Raw genomic sequence first — 17429 nt, forward strand, 5'->3', positions numbered from 1 at the left:
GTAATGTATAGATAGATTATAAGTTCTATATATACAGTATAAAAAATATCCCTTCTCCAGGCAACTGGCTAGTATTACTAACCTGTTTCCCGAAGAAGGGATATTTGTAAACAGGGCTATAAACCCTCGTTATTACGCGTGCTTATTAATAAGCTCAGCTAATGCCTCTTTCGGCTGGAAACCTACTACTTTGTCTACTGGCTCGCCATCTTTAAACAAAATTAAAGTTGGAATACTCATAACACCATATTTACCAGCAGTTTCCTGATTATCATCTACGTCTAATTTTACGACCTTAACTTTTTCACCTAATTCAGCATCCAATTCTTCTAAAACTGGTGCAATCATTTTACAAGGTCCACACCATGGTGCCCAGAAATCAGCTAAGACTAATCCTTCGCCAGTTTCAGCTGCAAAGTTTTGATCAGTTGCATTTGTAATTGCCATGTCAAATCCTCCTAAAATTACTAATGAATTACTGCACACAGTATAGCACTATTTTAAATACATGCGTTAATACTTTGCCTCAGATGTAATTTACCCTCATAAATAAATAATATTCCACAAAAAACGAATAGTAACCAGGGGACAGTCCCCATTTCCCGAAAAAAGTTCAGTATAACTTCCCTAAGAATCCAGCCTCTTAAATTCTTCTCCCTAAACCATTGTTCCAGGCTTTTTCTCGAAATGTAATGGGAGGACTTAGCCCTCTTGTGACCAAATCTTATTCCTTTTATACATTCCTCATCAAAAACAGACCATAAGTTTGTTTCCTTTACCGATAGCCATACATCCACGGGCAGCCAGCACTTCATTTTCACCACAAAAAAACGGCCGGTTTTCAGTTCCGGCCGTCTGTGCCCTGCTTGTAATTTAGTTAGCTCCAACTTTGAGCTTTTTAAATTCTTCAGTAAGCAGCGGCAATACTTCAAACAAATCACCAACAATCCCGTAATCCGCTACCTTGAATATATTAGCTTCTGGGTCTTTATTGATGGCTACGATTACTTTAGAATTCGACATTCCAGCTAAATGCTGAATGGCTCCAGAAATACCGCAAGCAATATAAAGATCAGGTGTTACAACCTTACCGGTCTGCCCAATTTGAAGTGAATAATCACAATAATCAGCGTCACAGGCACCGCGGGAAGCTCCTACCGCTCCTCCCAGAACGTCCGCCAGTTCCTTCAGTGGACCAAACCCTTCTTCGCTTTTCACGCCGCGGCCGCCGGCAATAATCACTTTTGCCTCAGATAAGTCGACACCTTCGCTGGCTTTGCGAACAACATCCTTTATGATGGTACGAAGATTTTTTATATCTACGGAAAGAGAAGTCACTTCTCCAGTCCGGCCGCTGTCCTGCTCTAAAGATTCAATGTTATTCGGACGAATCGTCACGAAAATCAAGCCGTCTGTAATGACCTTTTTCTCAAACGCTTTTCCTGAATAAATCGGGCGGGTAAACACAAGGTTACCGCCTGCTTCTTCTAAGGATGTTACATCAGATATAAGACCAGAATTCATTTTCCCTGCAATTCTTGGGGCCAGGTCCTTTCCAAGCGCAGTATGTCCTAACACAATTCCTTCAGGATTTTCTGATTCAATCACTGCAAGAAGAGCCTGCGAGAATCCATCGGACGTATATTGTTCAAGGCTGTCGTGCTCCACTGTAACTGCACGGTCAGCACCGTATTGAATGAGAGCCTCAGCTAAACCATTAACCTCTTTGCCTGCAACCACTCCAACAACTTCTCCGCCTTCTGAAATCGTTTTTGCTGCCGCAATTGCCTCAAAAGAAACATTACGTAATGATCCGTCACGAACTTCTCCTAAAACGAGAACTTTTCTAGCCATTTATATTCCCTCCTGAGCTTAATTAGATATGCAATGCCGATTAAATTACTTTTGCTTCTGTTCGCAGTAAGCCAGTTAATTCTTTTACCTGGTCAGCCAGATCTCCCTGCAGCACTCTGCCTGCTTCTTTCTTAGGAGGAAGGAAGATTTCAATTGTTTTTGTTTTCGCTTCAACATCGTCTTCTTCCAGATCCAAATCATCCAGCTCCAGCTCATCAAGAGGCTTTTTCTTAGCCTTCATGATTCCAGGAAGAGAAGGATATCTAGGTTCGTTTAATCCCTGCTGAGCTGTAACAAGTAAAGGAAGCTGAGTTTCAATCGTTTCTGAATCTCCTTCAACATCTCGGACAACGCTTACATTTTGTCCTTCAATCGTTAATTTAGTGATGGTTGTGATGTATGGGATGTCCAAAAGTTCTGCTACTCTAGGCCCTACTTGTCCGGATCCTCCATCAATGGCTACATTACCGCCAATAATTAAATCAGCATCCTTATCCTTTAAGTATTCAGAGAGGATTTTAGCCGTAGTATACTGGTCTCCATTTTCTACATCATCTTCAATATTAATTAAAACAGCTTTATCTGCACCCATTGCAAGCGCTGTCCTCAACTGTTTTTCTGCTTCTTCATTACCAACAGTTACAACCGTTACTTCACCGCCATGTGCATCTCTAACCTGGATCGCTTCTTCTACAGCATATTCGTCATAAGGGTTGATGATAAATTCGGCACCATCTTCGTTGATTTTCCCATTTGATAAGGTTATTTTTTCTTCAGTATCAAATGTTCTTTTTAATAAAACATAAATATTCATGGTATTCCCTCCATTTGTGAATTATTTAAAAGATTAAGAATTTTCATTTGAAAAAAATTTATTTACCTTTGAATTGAGGTTCTCTCTTCTCAATAAAAGCGGCTATACCTTCTTTGGCATCTTCGCTGACAAAAACAGTTCCAAAGGACTCTGCTTCTTTCTCCACGCCTTTGTAGTAATTTTCATGCTTTGAATAGTTTATGAGGGTAATAGCTGTTTTTAAGGCAATAGGACTTTTCTTTGCAATCTTGGAAGCCAGTTCATTCGCTTTTTGGAATAATTCTTCCTCTTTATATGCATGATTTGCTAACCCCAGAGCTGCTGCTTCGACACCGGTTATAGGCTCGCTTGTAAACAGCATTTCTGCCGCTTTAGCGCTTCCTACATAACGAGGCAGCCGCTGTGATCCTGCGAAGCCAGGCACCAATCCGAGCTGGAGCTCAGGAAGCCCGAGTTTTGCAGTCTCAGATACCAGCCTAATATGGCAGGACATAGCCAGTTCAAGCCCGCCCCCGAGTGCTGCTCCATGTATAACAGCGATAACCGGTTTTGGGAATTGTTCGATTCTTTCAAACAGTTCCTGGCCGCGTGCTGCTAATTTTGAAAATTCTCCGCCGCTCTCGATACTAGTAAACTCTTTAATATCAGCTCCAGCCGAAAAGAATCTCCCTTCTCCCTTGAGGATGACTGCCCTTGCATCATCATTCACTTCCAAATCATCCAGCAGGGTTGAAAGTTCCTGCAGTACTTGAGAGGAAAGAGCATTAGCCGGAGGTTTATTGACGGTAATTACGGCAACGCGTTCTTCAACGGAATAAGTTAAAAACCCCATAAAAACGACCCCCAATATGTATAATTACATGAGAGTGAGTGAGGCTAAGAAAGCCGCCTTTCTTAGCCTGCTGGATAGAAAGGCGCTATGATGGCCAGCCCGCTCTGCATGAATAATCTTATTATACCTTCTTTTCAATATTTTGGCTTCCACAAGCTCTAGCCATCATAGTATGAATCGGCACTGCCATCTGCGTGAGACTGTATTTTTGCTCGTTCATAACCCATGTTGTGACAGTTTCATCAATTGTACCAAAAATCATCTGGCGCGCAAGCTTCTTATCCAGGTCTTCGGAGAATTCTCCATTAGATATGCCTTCGTCGATAATCTTTTCCATTAGTTCAAGATATCCTTTTAGAACATCGTTGATTTTGATACGGAGTTCTTTATTGGATTGCCTAAGCTCTAATTGAGTAACAATTGCTAAATGCCGGTCATCCGAAAGTTGTCCAAAATGCTGCTGAATCAAAACCAGCAGCTTATCAGAGGCATTATCCGCCTGCTTTAGCTCTGCTTCAATCGTCTCTACAAAAGTCCCCATTTTTTCTTGAAATAAAGAAATGAGGATGTCCTCTTTATTTTTAAAATACAGGTAAATGGTTCCGTCTGCGACTCCTGCCTGTTTGGCAATTTTTGAAACTTGAGCCTGGTGGTAGCCATTTTCTGCTATTACTACAACAGCAGCATCAATAATTTGTTTAAATTTTGGCCTATTGCGTTTCACTGATGTTCCCCTTTCAGGAAAAAATGAATGAATCGTCATTCATATTTCTATCATAGTTAATGGCCCTTTTTATGTCAAGCAAAAGCCAGCAATTCTTATTCTGAAACTTGTCCAATTTATTTCAAACAAGAGCCAGGTTCGGCTCAGGAGATTAGACTATGCATTTTTCCGGTCATCTATTTTTTTCTTCTCCTCATCAACAAGCGCGCGTCTGAGAATCTTTCCTACAGCTGTTTTCGGCAATTCATCTCTGAATTCGTATATTCTAGGAACCTTATAGGCTGCAAGATGCTTTCGGGCAAAATCATTCATATCTTCCTCTGTGAGCTGTTTTCCTTCCTTAAGCACCACGTATGCTTTAACCGTTTCACCGCGATAAGGGTCAGGAATACCAGCAACCACTGCTTCTAAAACCGCTTCATGCTCATATAATACCTCTTCGATCTCTCTTGGGTATATATTAAATCCTCCAGCTATAATCATGTCTTTCTTTCTATCAACTATATAAAAATACCCCTTATCATCATAATATCCTATATCACCTGTCAATAGCCAGCCATCCTTAAATACCTGCTCTGTTTCTTCAGGCCTGTTCCAATAACCCTTCATGACCTGTGGGCCTTTTACTCCTAACTCCCCAATTTCATTCGGCCCTAGTTGCTCACCTGTTTCCATAGACAGAATAGCTGCATCTGTATCTGGCCATGGTACACCTATGCTTCCTTTAATCCTTGGACGGTCCCAAAGGAAATTTGAATGTGTGACCGGTGAGGTTTCAGTTAATCCATAGCCCTCCACAAGCTTTCCACCTGTAAGCTTTTCAAATTTTTCTTGAACTTCAACCGGAAGAGGAGCTGAACCGCTTATACAGGCTGTTATGGAGGAAACATCAAATCTGTGCAAATCCGGATAATTAAGCAGCGCTATATACATCGTAGGCGCCCCAGGAAAAAGCGTCGGTTTTTGCTTTTGAATGGTCTTTAAGGTGGTTAATACATCAAATTTCGGAAGCAGGGTCATCTTGTGGCCTTCCATAATCGAAAAAATCATGACAGTAGTCATTCCAAATACATGAAAAAAAGGAAGTATTCCTAAAATGTTATGGCCCTTCTCTTTGTCCTTATAAAGCCATACTGAACACATTTCGGCATTGGCAACAAGATTTTTATGTGTAAGCATAACACCTTTTGGAGATCCTGTAGTCCCACCTGTATATTGCAAGAGAGCGAGATCTTGCTCCACATCTATATCCACTTCTACTTCTTCAGGAACTCCCATTTTCATGATTTCAGTAAATAAGTGCTGGCTGCCCTCATGTTCAACCGTAACAACGAGACCATATTGCTTTTTTTGAATAAAAGGGTAAATTAAATTTTTTGGGAAAGGCAGATAATCCTTTATAGCGGTTACAATGATATGCTGCAGACTAGTGTGAGGCTTTACCTTCGCTGCTCTTGGATAGAGAATATCCAGAGTCAGAATGACTTTGGCTTCTGAATCCTTCATTTGATATTCCAATTCACGTTCCATATACAGCGGATTAGTCTGAACCACAATGGCCCCGGCCATCAAAGAGCCGAAATACGCAATCACGGACTGCGGAGTGTTGGGCAGCATAATAGCGACCCTGTCTCCTTTACTAATACCAAGGTTTTTTAAATAACGGGCAAATTTCAGAGCAGATTCATACACTTCTTTATAGGATAATTCTTTTCCCATAAAATGAATGGCACTCTTTTGTGGAAACTTAGCTGCAGATTGTTTAAGATAATTCTGCAAAGGCTCCCTGCTATACTCGAGCTCAGCAGGTATTTCTTCAGGATAATGCTGTAGCCATAATTTCTGATCGTTCAAATAATTTGCCTCCTCTTTAACTTAAATTCTTAAAATTTTCTAACTTTTCTATCTATAATTATATTATATCGTTCAATTGAATGACAATTGTTTGAGGATTTTTACCTATAAAAGCAAAAAATCTCCCCTGATCTTATAATAGATCCGGGGAGTTCATGTACCTATTTTACAAAAAATAGAATATATATAATTCCAATCAGCATAAATGTTCCGCAAAGAATAAGCAAAATTCTTGCAAGCTTCTCCAAGTGCTATCTCCCCTTTATGATATGCCAGCACCAATCACATAAGATAATCCTACAGAAATGACCATTGATATGAGTCCAACGGCACGGTTGTCCTTTGCGATTTCTTCATCAATATTGAAGCTGGGGGTTAGAAATTCAAAAATGAAATACCCAGCCAGCAAAAGAAGAAAGCCAAACACACCCCAGCCCATCATAATTAATAACGAATCATTCTGCAGGATGGAATGGCGGAAGATGTTAGCAATCCCAAAAATTTTGCCCCCGGTTGCCAGTGCAACGGATAGATTTCCTTTTTTAATTTCTTCCCAATTCTGGTACTTCGTTACGAGTTCAAAGACTGCTAGAAAAACGATACAACATAATACTACAACACTATAGTATGCAGTTAGGTAAACAAACTCATTGCCCCATAATTTGTCCATCAGTATATCTCCTGGTTATTTAAACTCAACAACAGTTACTCCGCTTCCGCCTTCACCAGCTTCTCCAAATCTGATTCGTTTTACTGAGCGGTGATTTTTCAAATATTCCTGGACTCCCTGTCTTAAAGCCCCGGTTCCTTTTCCGTGAATGATAGAAACTCTTGGATATCCGGCAAGAAGGGCATCATCGATGTATTTTTCTACCCTTAACAGGGCATTCTCATATCGTTCGCCGCGCAGATCAAGTTCAAGGCTGACATGATAATCTTTTCCTCTTACCGTAGCGAGCGGTTTCGTCTGTACCTGCTTTGGAGTACCAAGATATTCAAGATTAGCTTCACTCACCTTCATTTTCATTATACCTATCTGAACCTGCCATTCATCAGCCGAAATCTTTTCAACCAAGTGTCCCTTTTGGTCAAAAGTCACTACCTTAACTTCATCACCTGGCTGGAACTCCTTTTTCTTAGAAGGTGCTGCAGCCTTTTTAGATTTCTTGATTACTGGAGCAGCTTCTTCAAGGCGTTTTCTGGCGTCGATCAATTCATGCTCTTTCACTTCCGCATTCTTTTCAAGTCTAAGCCTGCGAAGATCACTCAAAATCTCTTCTGCTTCCGCTTTTGCTTTATTAACCGCTTCTGCAGCTTTCTGCTGTGCCTTTTCCTCCAGCTCATCTTTCCGGCTGTAGTATTCGGCCATTTGCTTTTGAAGGTCTTTATGGATCCTTTCAGAATCCTTCAGGAATTCATTTGCTTCCTCTCGATCTTTCTCCGCCTGTTTACGGCTTTCTTCAAGAGAGGCAATCATATTCTCCACTTTGTTCGTTTCAGTTCCAATATATCCTCTTGCCTCGTTTATAACTTTTTCATCCAGTCCAAGCCGCTTTGAGATCTCGAAAGCGTTGCTCCTTCCGGGAATTCCTATTAAAAGCTTATAAGTTGGGCTTAGAGTCTCAACATTGAATTCTACACTCGCATTAACAGCGCCTTTTCGATTATATCCATATGCTTTCAGCTCCGGATAATGGGTAGTCGCAATCACTCTTGCTCCCTTTTCATATACGGTGTCCAGGATAGAAATAGCAAGCGCCGCCCCTTCCTGTGGATCCGTTCCTGCTCCCAATTCATCGAAAAGAACAAGACTCCGGTGGTTAACTGATTTCAATATATCCACTATGTTCACCATATGGGAGGAGAAAGTACTCAAGCTTTGCTCAATGCTCTGCTCGTCACCAATATCAGCAAATATCTCTTCAAAAACAGAAGCTTCAGAGCCATCAAGAACGGGAATTTGCAGGCCAGATTGAACCATAAGTGTGCACAGTCCTATTGTCTTTAACGTGACTGTTTTACCGCCCGTATTTGGCCCTGTTATCACAATGGAAGTATAATCTTCTCCTAAAATAATGTCATTCGGAACCACTTCTTTAGGGGAAATAAGCGGATGCCTCGCCTTAAAGAGTTTTACCCTTCCCTCATTATTAAGCTTAGGCTTAGAGCCTTTGATCTCGCTGCTGTACCGGGCTTTTGCAAACATAAAATCTAAGATGGCAAGTATCTCAACATTTGCAAGCAGCTCTGCGGCGAACTCTCCTGTCAGCACGGAAAGTTCGGAAAGAATTCTTTCTATTTCCTGCTGCTCTTTAATCCTGATTTCCTGGAGGCCATTATTCAGGTCTACAACTGATTGGGGCTCGATAAACAAGGTCTGCCCTGAAGAAGATTGATCGTGAATGATGCCGCCATATACACTGCGGTATTCCTGCTTTACAGGAATAACAAAGCGGTCATTTCGAATGGTTATAATAGCATCCGACAGCATTTTCTGTGCACTTGATGATCGAATCATGCTCTCTAGCTTTTCCCTTACCCTTGATTCATTCGTTCTCAGCTGTGTTCTCAGTGATTTCAGCCTATCGCTTGCTGAATCCATCACTTCACCTATGTCGCTTATAGCATTTACAATGGGCCGTTCAAGATCAGGCAGAGGCGTGATTGATTCAATATAACCCGCTGTATGAGGAAGCTCCGTTCCATTGTCGAGCATTTCTTCGATAAACTTTGTGAGTATCCTGCCGGCTCGGAGCGTGCTGGCTATTTCATTCAGCTCTCCCGGGCTGAGCATTCCCCCGATTTGTGCACGCTTCGCATGCGGTTTTATGTCAAATATTCCACCAAGCGGAACATTGCCTCTTAACCTTATAATTTTCGCTGCCTCATCTGTTTCTTCATGCAGTCTGACTACTTCCTCAAAATCGGAAATAGGCAGCAGTCTGCCTGCCTTTTCTTTCCCTAAAGAAGACGAAGCAAATTTAGCAAGCTGTTCTATTATCTTATGAAACTCCAGGGTTTTTAACGCTTTTTGATGCATGGAGTTTATGCCCCCTCCTATATTTCTTTATTATATTTCTTAATCATTTCTTTTTAAAAATGCCAGCAATTCTTCAGAAGTCTTAGCATTCAAAATGGTATCCTTTTTTAGCCAGCCCTTAATGGCAGCTGATACCCCGATCTCCATGTCCTCGAGCATCTCAATGTTATGGGCATCGGTATTTACAGCAATCGTAACGCCTGCCTGTTGAGCCTTCTTCAGATGTTCGGCAGCAAGATCAAGCCTGTTTGGGTTTGCATTCAGCTCGAGCGCTGTATTCGTTTCCTTTGCTAATTGAATCAGCATGTCCATATCAACTTCATAGCCTTTTCTCCGGCCGATTACTCTTCCCGTAGGATGAGCAATTAAATCAATATGAGGATTCATCAAAGCCGTTTTAAGCCTTTCCATAATCTTTTCCTTAGGCTGCGAAAAGATGGAGTGAATGGATGCTATAACAAGGTCCATCTCACTTAGAAGGTCATCATCATAGTCAAGAGTGCCATCCGGCAGAATATCCATTTCTATTCCTGAGAGAATCAGGATATCATCATATTTGTCATTTAATTCACGGATCGTTTGTTTTTGCTCTCTCAGCCGTTCGGGAGTCAAACCGTTTGCGACCTTTAAATATTGAGAATGATCTGTAATGGCCATATACTTGTAACCTTTGGCTCTGCAGGCTTCAACCATTTCCTCAATAGAATGACCGCCGTCACTCCAGGTAGAATGCATGTGAAGATCTCCTCGTATATCTTCAGGACTGACTAGGCCATATCCTTCTTTGTAAAAATCGACCTCCGTTCCATCTTCACGAAGCTCTGGGGGAATAAAAGGCAGTCCAAAATGGTGATAAAACTCCTCTTCTGATTGGAAGGTCAATACTTTACCAGTTTCAATTATTTCGACTCCATATTCACTGATCTTTTCACCTCGATCTTTTGCTAGCTGCCTCATCCGAACATTATGGTCTTTTGATCCTGTGAAATGGTGGAGTGTTGTGATGAATTCCTCTGGTTTAACCAATCTGAAATCAACAGAGATTTCATACTGGTAGGACAAAGTTACGGATACTTTTGTATCTCCTGCCGCTATCACACTCTTTACCTGCGGCAGAGCTAAGATCTGCTCCTTAACGGACTCTGGGTTATTTGTAGCGATAATAAAATCCAAATCTTTTACGGTTTCTTTCACCCTTCTAATACTGCCCGCTTTTGAAAATCTCTCAATCTCTTTCATATTTTGAATAGCAATTTCAACGTCTTCAACGATTGGCAGCATCATGGCCAGCGGCAACCGTTCAGGCCTTGTCCCAAATTCAGCAATCGCAGCAAGTATTTTTTCCTCTGTTTTCTTTCCAAAACCGGCCAAATGCTGAACCTTTTTTTCTTCACAGGCTGCTTTCAAATCCTCTATATTTTCTACATACAGTTCTTTATAGAGCTTGGCAATTTTTTTACCGCCCATTCCTGGGAGCTGCAGCAGCGGTATTAATCCTTTTGGCACTTCCTCCTGAAGCTCCGCAAGTACAGCCGACTTTCCGTCCCTGATAAATTCTTCAATTACAGCCGCTGTGCCTTTTCCAATTCCTGAAAGCGCTGTAAAATCACCAATTTCAAAAAGGCTCCTATCATCTGTTTCCAGGGCGCCCGCAGCTTTTCGGAATGCAGCCACTTTGAACTGATTCTCGCCCTTAAGTTCCATATATATAGCAATCGTTTCAAGCAAATGAACAATATCTTTTTTATTAATAGTCATAAAAATCACCTCAGAATTAGTAGGGATTGTTAATGGATGACCCCCTATCAGCCAGGAGCCTGGAGGCCGTGTTTTTCAATCTTACTTCCTTTATAAATGATGCCTCTTTAAAGATACATTTTATTTGTACACCAGGCAACATAACTGCCGCATGCATCATAGGTATGACTAGAGTATTCTGCTTTTTAGTTAAGTTATCTAGATTTAAAGCCCTTTGGACTTTTTTTAGTAATAGGTCCTGATGGGAGACTCAGTAATGGAACGAAAATCTTCATAAAAGAAAAACTTCCCCTTAAAAGAGAAGTTACATTGGAATGTATTTAAACCAGAGATCTTTAACTGTTGCAGATAGAACGGGTGTATTTTTAACCATAGCATTTGCCATAAATGAATCATTCAGGGGTCCCTGTACGGTTTGTATTGGCAGGAGTGCTGCAATATAAAGGAGAATAAATAGGATTAAATATACCTCTACAAATCCCAAAATAGCTCCGCCCATTCTATTCAGCTGTTTTAAAATAGGAATATGAGAAATAAAATCCAGCATAGCGCCAATTAGCTGCCAGACGATTTTAACTCCAAAGAATATAATGGCAAAAGCAATGGCATTATAATAAGCCTCATCGAGACCAGAGGCATTAAAGATCATTTTCATAGATTCCGTATTTCCTAAGGTTGGAAAGGGAATCCAAAGCTTTATCTTTGGTGCAAGATCATCGTAGTATATATAAGCGGATATAAAGGAGACAATAAATCCCGTGAGGTGAACAAGCTGAAGAATAAACCCCCGCCTAAGCCCTATTAAAAGACCCATTATAAGTACTGCAATTATTATCAAATCAAGCATTCATTCTTCAACCCTTTTCGCTTCTGATTAACATTTTAAGCTGTTCAAGTTCATCTTTTACTTTTAAATAGTCATGCATTACATTTACAGCTGTAAGAACTGCAACCTTGCTGACATCGAGCCTTGGATTCTTTGAATTTATTTCACGCATTTTATCATCAACCATTGAAGCCACAATACGAATATGACTTGAACTTTCTGCTCCAACAATGGTATATTGCTGTCCATATATATCAACTGTTATTTTTCTTTTACTATGGTCTGACAAAATGATGCCCCCAATCTAAAAAATCCTAATCTATATCATACCATGAAGTTTTTACGCTTGAAAGCGGGACAACGCGTTTTTACTGGCATTTCCTTAGGAAATTTGTAAAAAAATGAGAAAATGGCAATTGAAATCTTTTTATTCACCAGTTATACTAATCAAACGTTCAAAAAGGAGCAGCTCCCATATGTCTAATTCTGTATTGGTTCTAGATTCTGCAACCATCTTAAAAATGAAATCGCATTATACCTCAGATTTGACAGAAAAAGTACCTCCAGGTGGTATTTTTTCAGCAAAATTGCCAGGATGCTCAATAACTGCTTATAAATCAGGGAAGGTTCTTTTTCAAGGCCCGGGTGCAGAAGCAGCAGCGGCACAATGGGGTGGCGGTGCACCAAGGGAAAAAACAATTTCCGCTAAGTCACCTTCATCTGTTAAAACTCATTCCTATTCCCCTCCGAAAAATGTTGCAGAATTATCCCTTATTGGTTCAGATGAAGTAGGAACAGGAGACTTTTTCGGTCCCATGACAGTTGTTGCTGTTTATGCAAATAAGGATCACTTGCCGCTTCTTAAAGAGCTTGGAGTAAAGGATTCTAAAAATCTCAAAGATTCGCAGATCATGGAAATAGGATCTCTTATCAAGGAAGTTGTACCTTTTAGTTTATTGGTGTTAGATAATGAAAAGTATAACCGGATGCAGGCCAAGGGTATGTCCCAGGGAAAAATGAAAGCCCTCCTCCATAACCAGGCGATCAAAAAACTGCTTCAAAAAATTTCACCTGAGGAGCCGGATGGGATCCTAATTGACCAATTTGCCCAGCCGGGAGTTTTTTTCAATTATTTAAAGGGATCAGAAGTCTTTAAATCAAAAAACACCTATTTAAGCACAAAAGCAGAGGGACTTCACTTGAGTGTTGCGGCTGCTTCCATTCTTGCTCGATACGCTTTCGTTAAACACTTTGAATTACTCAGCGAGAAAGCAGGATTTACCTTGCCAAAGGGAGCTGGACCTGTTGTAGACAATGCTGGCGCACGACTCTTGCATGAAAAAGGAGAAGCGGCAATGAGCCAGTTTACAAAGGTGCATTTTGCGAATACAGAAAAAGCAAAAGCTATTTACAAAAAAAAATATAAATCGTAAATCTTTTAAAAAAAGCCTGTTTATGACAGGCTTTCAGAGTGTAGACAAAATCAATTTCAAACAAACTTTGTCGCGAAAAATGAGGTTTGTCAATTTATTTCTTGTATATATGGTGGCTTTTCTAAAGTTAAGCACTATATATTGAGGGTTAAATATTATTAAAAAATAGCTGTCGACTTTGTCGACAGCCTGAAAGCCTGTTTATGACAGGCTTTTAATCATTTTTTTATTATCCATCCGGCACTCTAAGCTGACGTTCAGCAAATTCCCGGTACAGCTCATGAGTGTTCACTAATTCGTTATGTGTGCCCCTCCCTGTTACCATGCCTTTTTCCAGAAAGACTATTTGGTCGGCATCTATAACAGTTGAAAGCCGATGGGCGATCACGAGCGTTGTTCTGCCTTTCATTAGATTTTGAAGGGCATCCTGAACGACAATTTCCGATTTACTGTCCAGGCTCGAGGTTGCTTCATCAAGCATTAATATATTCGGTTTGCGCAATAGTGCACGCGCAATGGCTATCCTTTGCCGCTGGCCCCCGGAAAGCTTAATTCCTCGTTCCCCTACCTCGGTATCGTATTTATCAGGCAGTTCCTGAATGAATATATCTGCATAAGCCATTTTGGCAGCCTCTGTTAATTCTTTATCCTGTCCATGAACTCCGTAACAAATATTTTCTCTTATTGTCCCGGCGTAAATGGGACTCTCCTGGGATACATACCCTATCTGGCTTCGCCAGGACTTAAGAGAAAGGTCATTTATCGAGAGCTCTCCTAGCTTAATCCTGCCTGTATCTGGAGAGTAGAAACGTTCTAGAAGAGAAAATAAGGTAGTTTTTCCGCTGCCGCTTGGTCCCACAATGGCTGTAACAGAATTAGGCTGAACTGAGAATGAGACTGATTTTAAAATAGGATCCGAGGACGGATAACTAAAAGTTAGTTCCTGCAATGTTAATGGCTGGTTTGTATCGAATTTCTGTATTCCATCCTCCAGTTCCTCTATCTCGAGTGACAAAATTCCCATTATTTTCTCTGTAGCACCCATCGTTTTTTGAAACTGTGTAAAAAAGGAGGCAATTGACGTTATCGGCATAATGATTTGGAATAAGTAAATAAAAAATGCCGCTAGTTCACCTGCAGTCATTTCACCAGAAGAGACCCTGATTCCTCCGTACCCGATGATTAAAACGAGAATCACTATTATGATCGAAGAAATTAATGGAGATAATATTGCCTGAATGACTCCTTCTTTGATCCCCAGTGTAAATAGCTTATTTATTCCTATTCTTCCGCGATTATATTCCATAGTCTCTGCATTGGAAGCTTTAACAAGCCTAATCTCAGCGAGGACCCTTGTAAGATTGGCGGAAAAACCTGCCGTTTCATCCTGAAGGCCTCTTGAAACTTTCACCATTTTTCTTCCTATCGGAATTAAAATAAGCAAAGATAGCGGGATAACGGAAAACATAACTAAGGTGAGAGGCCAGTCAAGAATAAAGAGTACCCCAATTGTACCTATTATTGAAATAACCCCAGTTATGAATCCAACCAGATGCTCTGTAATCAGATTCTTTATTACACCCGTATCATTCGTCATTCTGCTGACTGTATCACCCGTCTGATGTGAATCATAATAAGAAACTGGAAGGACTAAGAGCTTATTCCAAAGCCTGTTGCGCAGGGAAGCTATGACATGCTGTCCCACACGAGCCAGCAGATAGACCGAAACGGCCCCGGCCGCAGCCTGAATCAGAAATGCGGCTGCAATCCCGCCTAAATTTCTTCCATCCAAAGACTGCAGTGAACCCTCATCAATCAGCTTACTCGTGAGGAGCGGAATAGCAAGCCCGGCGATTGTTGTAAGCAGACTAAGAACCATAGCTATACTAATTAATAGCCTGGGAGGCTTTGTTTCCTTGATAAGCTGTATGAGAAGCTTCCAGCTCGAATTTTGTTGAACTTGTTTCATTGCGAGTTCCTCCTGATAAAAAAACTAGCACCTGTCATAGTATGTAAAAATATAAAGGACCTATATATATTCCCTTTTAAAAGCAAGAAACCCTTTTTTTACAAAAACTATAGTAAATATATATGGAGTGATTGATATAAGACAAAAAGGACCGATTTTCATTCGGTCCTGAGGTTTAAAAAGTAATAGGAAAGACTGGAAAACTTCTATTTTAATTTCTTGTTGCAAAAGCATTATTCCAACTCCTATTAAGCAGATTGCCGCTCCAGCCCAATCATATAAATCTAGAGTCTTTTTATCAACTCCCCAACCCCAATGAACAGAAAGGTAAAAACTCCTCCGTAAGCAGAATAGACTCTTTCATAGGAAAGAAAGGACTGAAGTGTAGCAAACACTCCATAGAAAGCCAGCACTATTCCTCCTATTGCTCCAAAGTAACAGGGCTTTCCCTCCCTAAGCCACTTCCAAATAAGATAACATCCGCCTATTTCAGCTAAGCCTCCAAGTAAAAATAAAATGATTATAGATAAAATATGGACACTCATTCCCTCAGTATTGTAGTTGAATGAAAAGATAACAACTTATCGTTTACTATTCCCTTTTTAAAGAGGAATGTGTTTTCTTTTTATTTAGACGCACTAAAAAAGCTGCCGCGAAATGCGAACAGCTTTTTTTATGACCCCTACGGGATTCGAACCCGTGTTACCGCCGTGAAAGGGCGGTGTCTTAACCGCTTGACCAAGGGGCCAAGGAACGCAGGTTAGGACTCCTGGACCAAATTTAATTATCTGTCATTGAGTACTGCGGAATGATGGGCCTAAATGGACTCGAACCATCGACCTCACGCTTATCAGGCGTGCGCTCTAACCAGCTGAGCTATAGGCCCGCAAAATGGAGCGGGTGATGGGAATCGAACCCACGACATCAGCTTGGAAGGCTGAGGTTTTACCATTAAACTACACCCGCATGCTGGTTCAGGGTAAATGTGCTTTACCAGCTGAACCTAATATTGCGGGGACAGGATTTGAACCTGCGACCTTCGGGTTATGAGCCCGACGAGCTACCAGACTGCTCCACCCCGCGACGGTAAAAAATAATGAAAATTTGTTTTTGCTTCCATTCTTGCTGTTGACTGTCCCGATTCAGAAAGCATTTCAAGCAGCTTCTCAATCGGTACAACTCGAAGGTTTATTCATCGGAAGTTTCGCTCGTTGCTCCACCCCGCGACGGTAAAGAATATTTATGTTGATTCTGTTTAAAAAAATATGGAGGAGGTAGAGGGATTCGAACCCCCGCGGGCTTTTACACCCCTGTCGGTTTTCAAGACCGATCCCTTCAGCCGGACTTGGGTATACCTCCGTAAAGATCCATGGACCTTGTAGGACTCGAACCTACGACCGGACGGTTATGAGCCGTCTGCTCTAACCAACTGAGCTAAAGGTCCAATAAAATGATAGCGGCAGAGGGGATCGAACCCCCGACCTCACGGGTATGAACCGTACGCTCTAGCCAGCTGAGCTACGCCGCCATTATAGTAATTATTAAAAGTGGTGGAGCCTAGCGGGATCGAACCGCTGACCTCCTGCGTGCAAGGCAGGCGCTCTCCCAGCTGAGCTAAGGCCCCAATAAGATTTAAATGGTCGGGAAGACAGGATTCGAACCTGCGACCCCTTGGTCCCAAACCAAGTGCTCTACCAAGCTGAGCTACTTCCCGTAATATGGCGCGCCCGAAAGGAGTCGAACCCATAACCTTCTGATCCGTAGTCAGACGCTCTATCCAATTGAGCTACGGGCGCATATAAACAATGGTGCCTAGGAGCATAAAATAAAAAGTGCGGGTGAAGGGAGTCGAACCCCCACGCCGTAAGGCGCTAGATCCTAAGTCTAGTGCGTCTGCCAATTCCGCCACACCCGCATATTAAAAATGGTGAGCCATGAAGGATTCGAACCTTCGACCCTCTGATTAAAAGTCAGATGCTCTACCGGCTGAGCTAATGGCTCGTACATAATAGTGACAAAAGTTATTGTAACTCTTATCAACTTAACATTCAACAAGTAAATAATGGTGCCGGCAAGAGGACTTGAACCCCCAACCTACTGATTACAAGTCAGTTGCTCTACCAATTGAGCTACACCGGCACGATATATGGTGGAGGATGACGGGATCGAACCGCCGACCCTCTGCTTGTAAGGCAGATGCTCTCCCAGCTGAGCTAATCCTCCGTATAAAGCCTGGCAGCGTCCTACTCTCACAGGGGGAGATCCCCCAACTACCATCGGCGCTAAAGAGCTTAACTTCCGTGTTCGGGATGGGAACGGGTGTGG

Annotated in this window: 13 protein-coding genes, 14 tRNA genes, 1 rRNA gene and 1 pseudogene; 1 reads left to right on the forward strand and 28 read right to left on the reverse strand. The window is 41.5% G+C overall.

The genetic code is table 11. The features are described from left to right. Nucleotides 1-132 precede the first annotated feature (132 nt). The 11 genes from trxA to zapA all read right to left on the reverse strand — a co-directional run bounded on the left by trxA (nucleotide 133) and on the right by zapA (nucleotide 11991). The gene (gene trxA, locus JOC77_RS06710) at nucleotides 133-447 is read right to left on the reverse strand and encodes a thioredoxin (RefSeq protein ID WP_204540602.1); all 315 of its coding nucleotides are present in this window, start codon (nucleotides 445-447) and stop codon (nucleotides 133-135) included. Nucleotides 448-873: 426 nt separating this feature from the next. Next, on the reverse strand, nucleotides 874-1854 hold the full coding sequence (locus JOC77_RS06715; RefSeq protein WP_204540606.1) for an electron transfer flavoprotein subunit alpha/FixB family protein: 981 nt from the start codon (nucleotides 1852-1854) through the stop codon (nucleotides 874-876). A gap of 40 nt (nucleotides 1855-1894) precedes the next feature. After that, nucleotides 1895-2668: an electron transfer flavoprotein subunit beta/FixA family protein gene (locus JOC77_RS06720; RefSeq protein ID WP_204540609.1), complete on the reverse strand. Its 774-nt coding sequence runs from the start codon at nucleotides 2666-2668 to the stop codon at nucleotides 1895-1897. A gap of 58 nt (nucleotides 2669-2726) precedes the next feature. Beyond that, on the reverse strand, nucleotides 2727-3500 hold the full coding sequence (locus tag JOC77_RS06725; RefSeq protein ID WP_204540612.1) for an enoyl-CoA hydratase: 774 nt from the start codon (nucleotides 3498-3500) through the stop codon (nucleotides 2727-2729). 121 nt (nucleotides 3501-3621) lie between these two features. Beyond that, nucleotides 3622-4224 (reverse strand): TetR/AcrR family transcriptional regulator C-terminal domain-containing protein, encoded by a 603-nt coding sequence (locus tag JOC77_RS06730; RefSeq protein ID WP_204540614.1) that lies wholly within the window; start codon nucleotides 4222-4224, stop codon nucleotides 3622-3624. Nucleotides 4225-4380: 156 nt separating this feature from the next. Continuing rightward, nucleotides 4381-6078 carry a long-chain-fatty-acid--CoA ligase gene (locus tag JOC77_RS06735; protein ID WP_204540618.1) on the reverse strand — a complete coding sequence of 566 codons (1698 nt, stop codon included), beginning with the start codon at nucleotides 6076-6078 and terminating at the stop codon, nucleotides 4381-4383. A 262-nt stretch (nucleotides 6079-6340) separates the two neighbouring features. Next, nucleotides 6341-6748: a DUF350 domain-containing protein gene (locus tag JOC77_RS06740; RefSeq protein WP_204540621.1), complete on the reverse strand. Its 408-nt coding sequence runs from the start codon at nucleotides 6746-6748 to the stop codon at nucleotides 6341-6343. A 15-nt stretch (nucleotides 6749-6763) separates the two neighbouring features. Then, nucleotides 6764-9118, reverse strand: coding sequence for an endonuclease MutS2 (locus tag JOC77_RS06745; protein ID WP_204540624.1), 2355 nt, complete (start codon nucleotides 9116-9118; stop codon nucleotides 6764-6766). A gap of 39 nt (nucleotides 9119-9157) precedes the next feature. Next, the gene (polX, locus tag JOC77_RS06750) at nucleotides 9158-10876 is read right to left on the reverse strand and encodes a DNA polymerase/3'-5' exonuclease PolX (protein WP_204540627.1); all 1719 of its coding nucleotides are present in this window, start codon (nucleotides 10874-10876) and stop codon (nucleotides 9158-9160) included. Between the two features lie 304 nt (nucleotides 10877-11180). Then, nucleotides 11181-11723 carry a CvpA family protein gene (locus tag JOC77_RS06755; RefSeq protein ID WP_204540630.1) on the reverse strand — a complete coding sequence of 181 codons (543 nt, stop codon included), beginning with the start codon at nucleotides 11721-11723 and terminating at the stop codon, nucleotides 11181-11183. Nucleotides 11724-11730: 7 nt separating this feature from the next. Beyond that, nucleotides 11731-11991, reverse strand: coding sequence for a cell division protein ZapA (gene zapA, locus JOC77_RS06760; protein WP_204540633.1), 261 nt, complete (start codon nucleotides 11989-11991; stop codon nucleotides 11731-11733). Nucleotides 11992-12178: 187 nt separating this feature from the next. Between zapA and rnhC the strand changes: the two genes are divergently transcribed. Next, nucleotides 12179-13135, forward strand: a complete 957-nt coding sequence (rnhC, locus tag JOC77_RS06765) for a ribonuclease HIII (protein WP_204540636.1) — start codon at nucleotides 12179-12181, stop codon at nucleotides 13133-13135. A 229-nt stretch (nucleotides 13136-13364) separates the two neighbouring features. Here rnhC and JOC77_RS06770 read toward each other — a convergent pair whose 3' ends face one another. From JOC77_RS06770 to rrf, 17 genes and pseudogenes are all read right to left on the reverse strand, one after another. Next, nucleotides 13365-15104: an ABC transporter ATP-binding protein gene (locus tag JOC77_RS06770; protein ID WP_204540639.1), complete on the reverse strand. Its 1740-nt coding sequence runs from the start codon at nucleotides 15102-15104 to the stop codon at nucleotides 13365-13367. Between the two features lie 228 nt (nucleotides 15105-15332). Then, nucleotides 15333-15649, reverse strand: a pseudogene (locus JOC77_RS06775) (YnfA family protein); the annotation flags it as partial. 131 nt (nucleotides 15650-15780) lie between these two features. After that, a tRNA-Glu gene (locus JOC77_RS06780) sits at nucleotides 15781-15852 on the reverse strand. A gap of 64 nt (nucleotides 15853-15916) precedes the next feature. Then, a tRNA-Ile gene (locus JOC77_RS06785) sits at nucleotides 15917-15990 on the reverse strand. Nucleotides 15991-15996: 6 nt separating this feature from the next. After that, nucleotides 15997-16070: transfer RNA gene (locus JOC77_RS06790), tRNA-Gly, on the reverse strand. 43 nt (nucleotides 16071-16113) lie between these two features. Beyond that, nucleotides 16114-16187 (reverse strand) — tRNA-Met (locus tag JOC77_RS06795). A gap of 183 nt (nucleotides 16188-16370) precedes the next feature. Then, nucleotides 16371-16463 (reverse strand) — tRNA-Ser (locus JOC77_RS06800). Between the two features lie 11 nt (nucleotides 16464-16474). After that, nucleotides 16475-16548, reverse strand: a tRNA-Ile gene (locus JOC77_RS06805). Nucleotides 16549-16558: 10 nt separating this feature from the next. After that, nucleotides 16559-16632, reverse strand: a tRNA-Met gene (locus tag JOC77_RS06810). A gap of 20 nt (nucleotides 16633-16652) precedes the next feature. After that, nucleotides 16653-16728, reverse strand: a tRNA-Ala gene (locus JOC77_RS06815). A gap of 13 nt (nucleotides 16729-16741) precedes the next feature. Further along, nucleotides 16742-16818: transfer RNA gene (locus JOC77_RS06820), tRNA-Pro, on the reverse strand. 5 nt (nucleotides 16819-16823) lie between these two features. Next, a tRNA-Arg gene (locus JOC77_RS06825) sits at nucleotides 16824-16900 on the reverse strand. Between the two features lie 37 nt (nucleotides 16901-16937). Then, nucleotides 16938-17019: transfer RNA gene (locus JOC77_RS06830), tRNA-Leu, on the reverse strand. Between the two features lie 10 nt (nucleotides 17020-17029). After that, nucleotides 17030-17105: transfer RNA gene (locus JOC77_RS06835), tRNA-Lys, on the reverse strand. Between the two features lie 62 nt (nucleotides 17106-17167). Beyond that, nucleotides 17168-17243, reverse strand: a tRNA-Thr gene (locus JOC77_RS06840). Nucleotides 17244-17251: 8 nt separating this feature from the next. Continuing rightward, nucleotides 17252-17327, reverse strand: a tRNA-Val gene (locus JOC77_RS06845). A 7-nt stretch (nucleotides 17328-17334) separates the two neighbouring features. Further along, a 5S ribosomal RNA gene (rrf, locus tag JOC77_RS06850) occupies nucleotides 17335-17429 on the reverse strand; the annotation flags it as partial.

It is taken from the genome of Peribacillus deserti, from assembly GCF_016909175.1.
GTDB lineage: Bacteria > Bacillota > Bacilli > Bacillales > DSM-1321 > Paraperibacillus > Paraperibacillus deserti.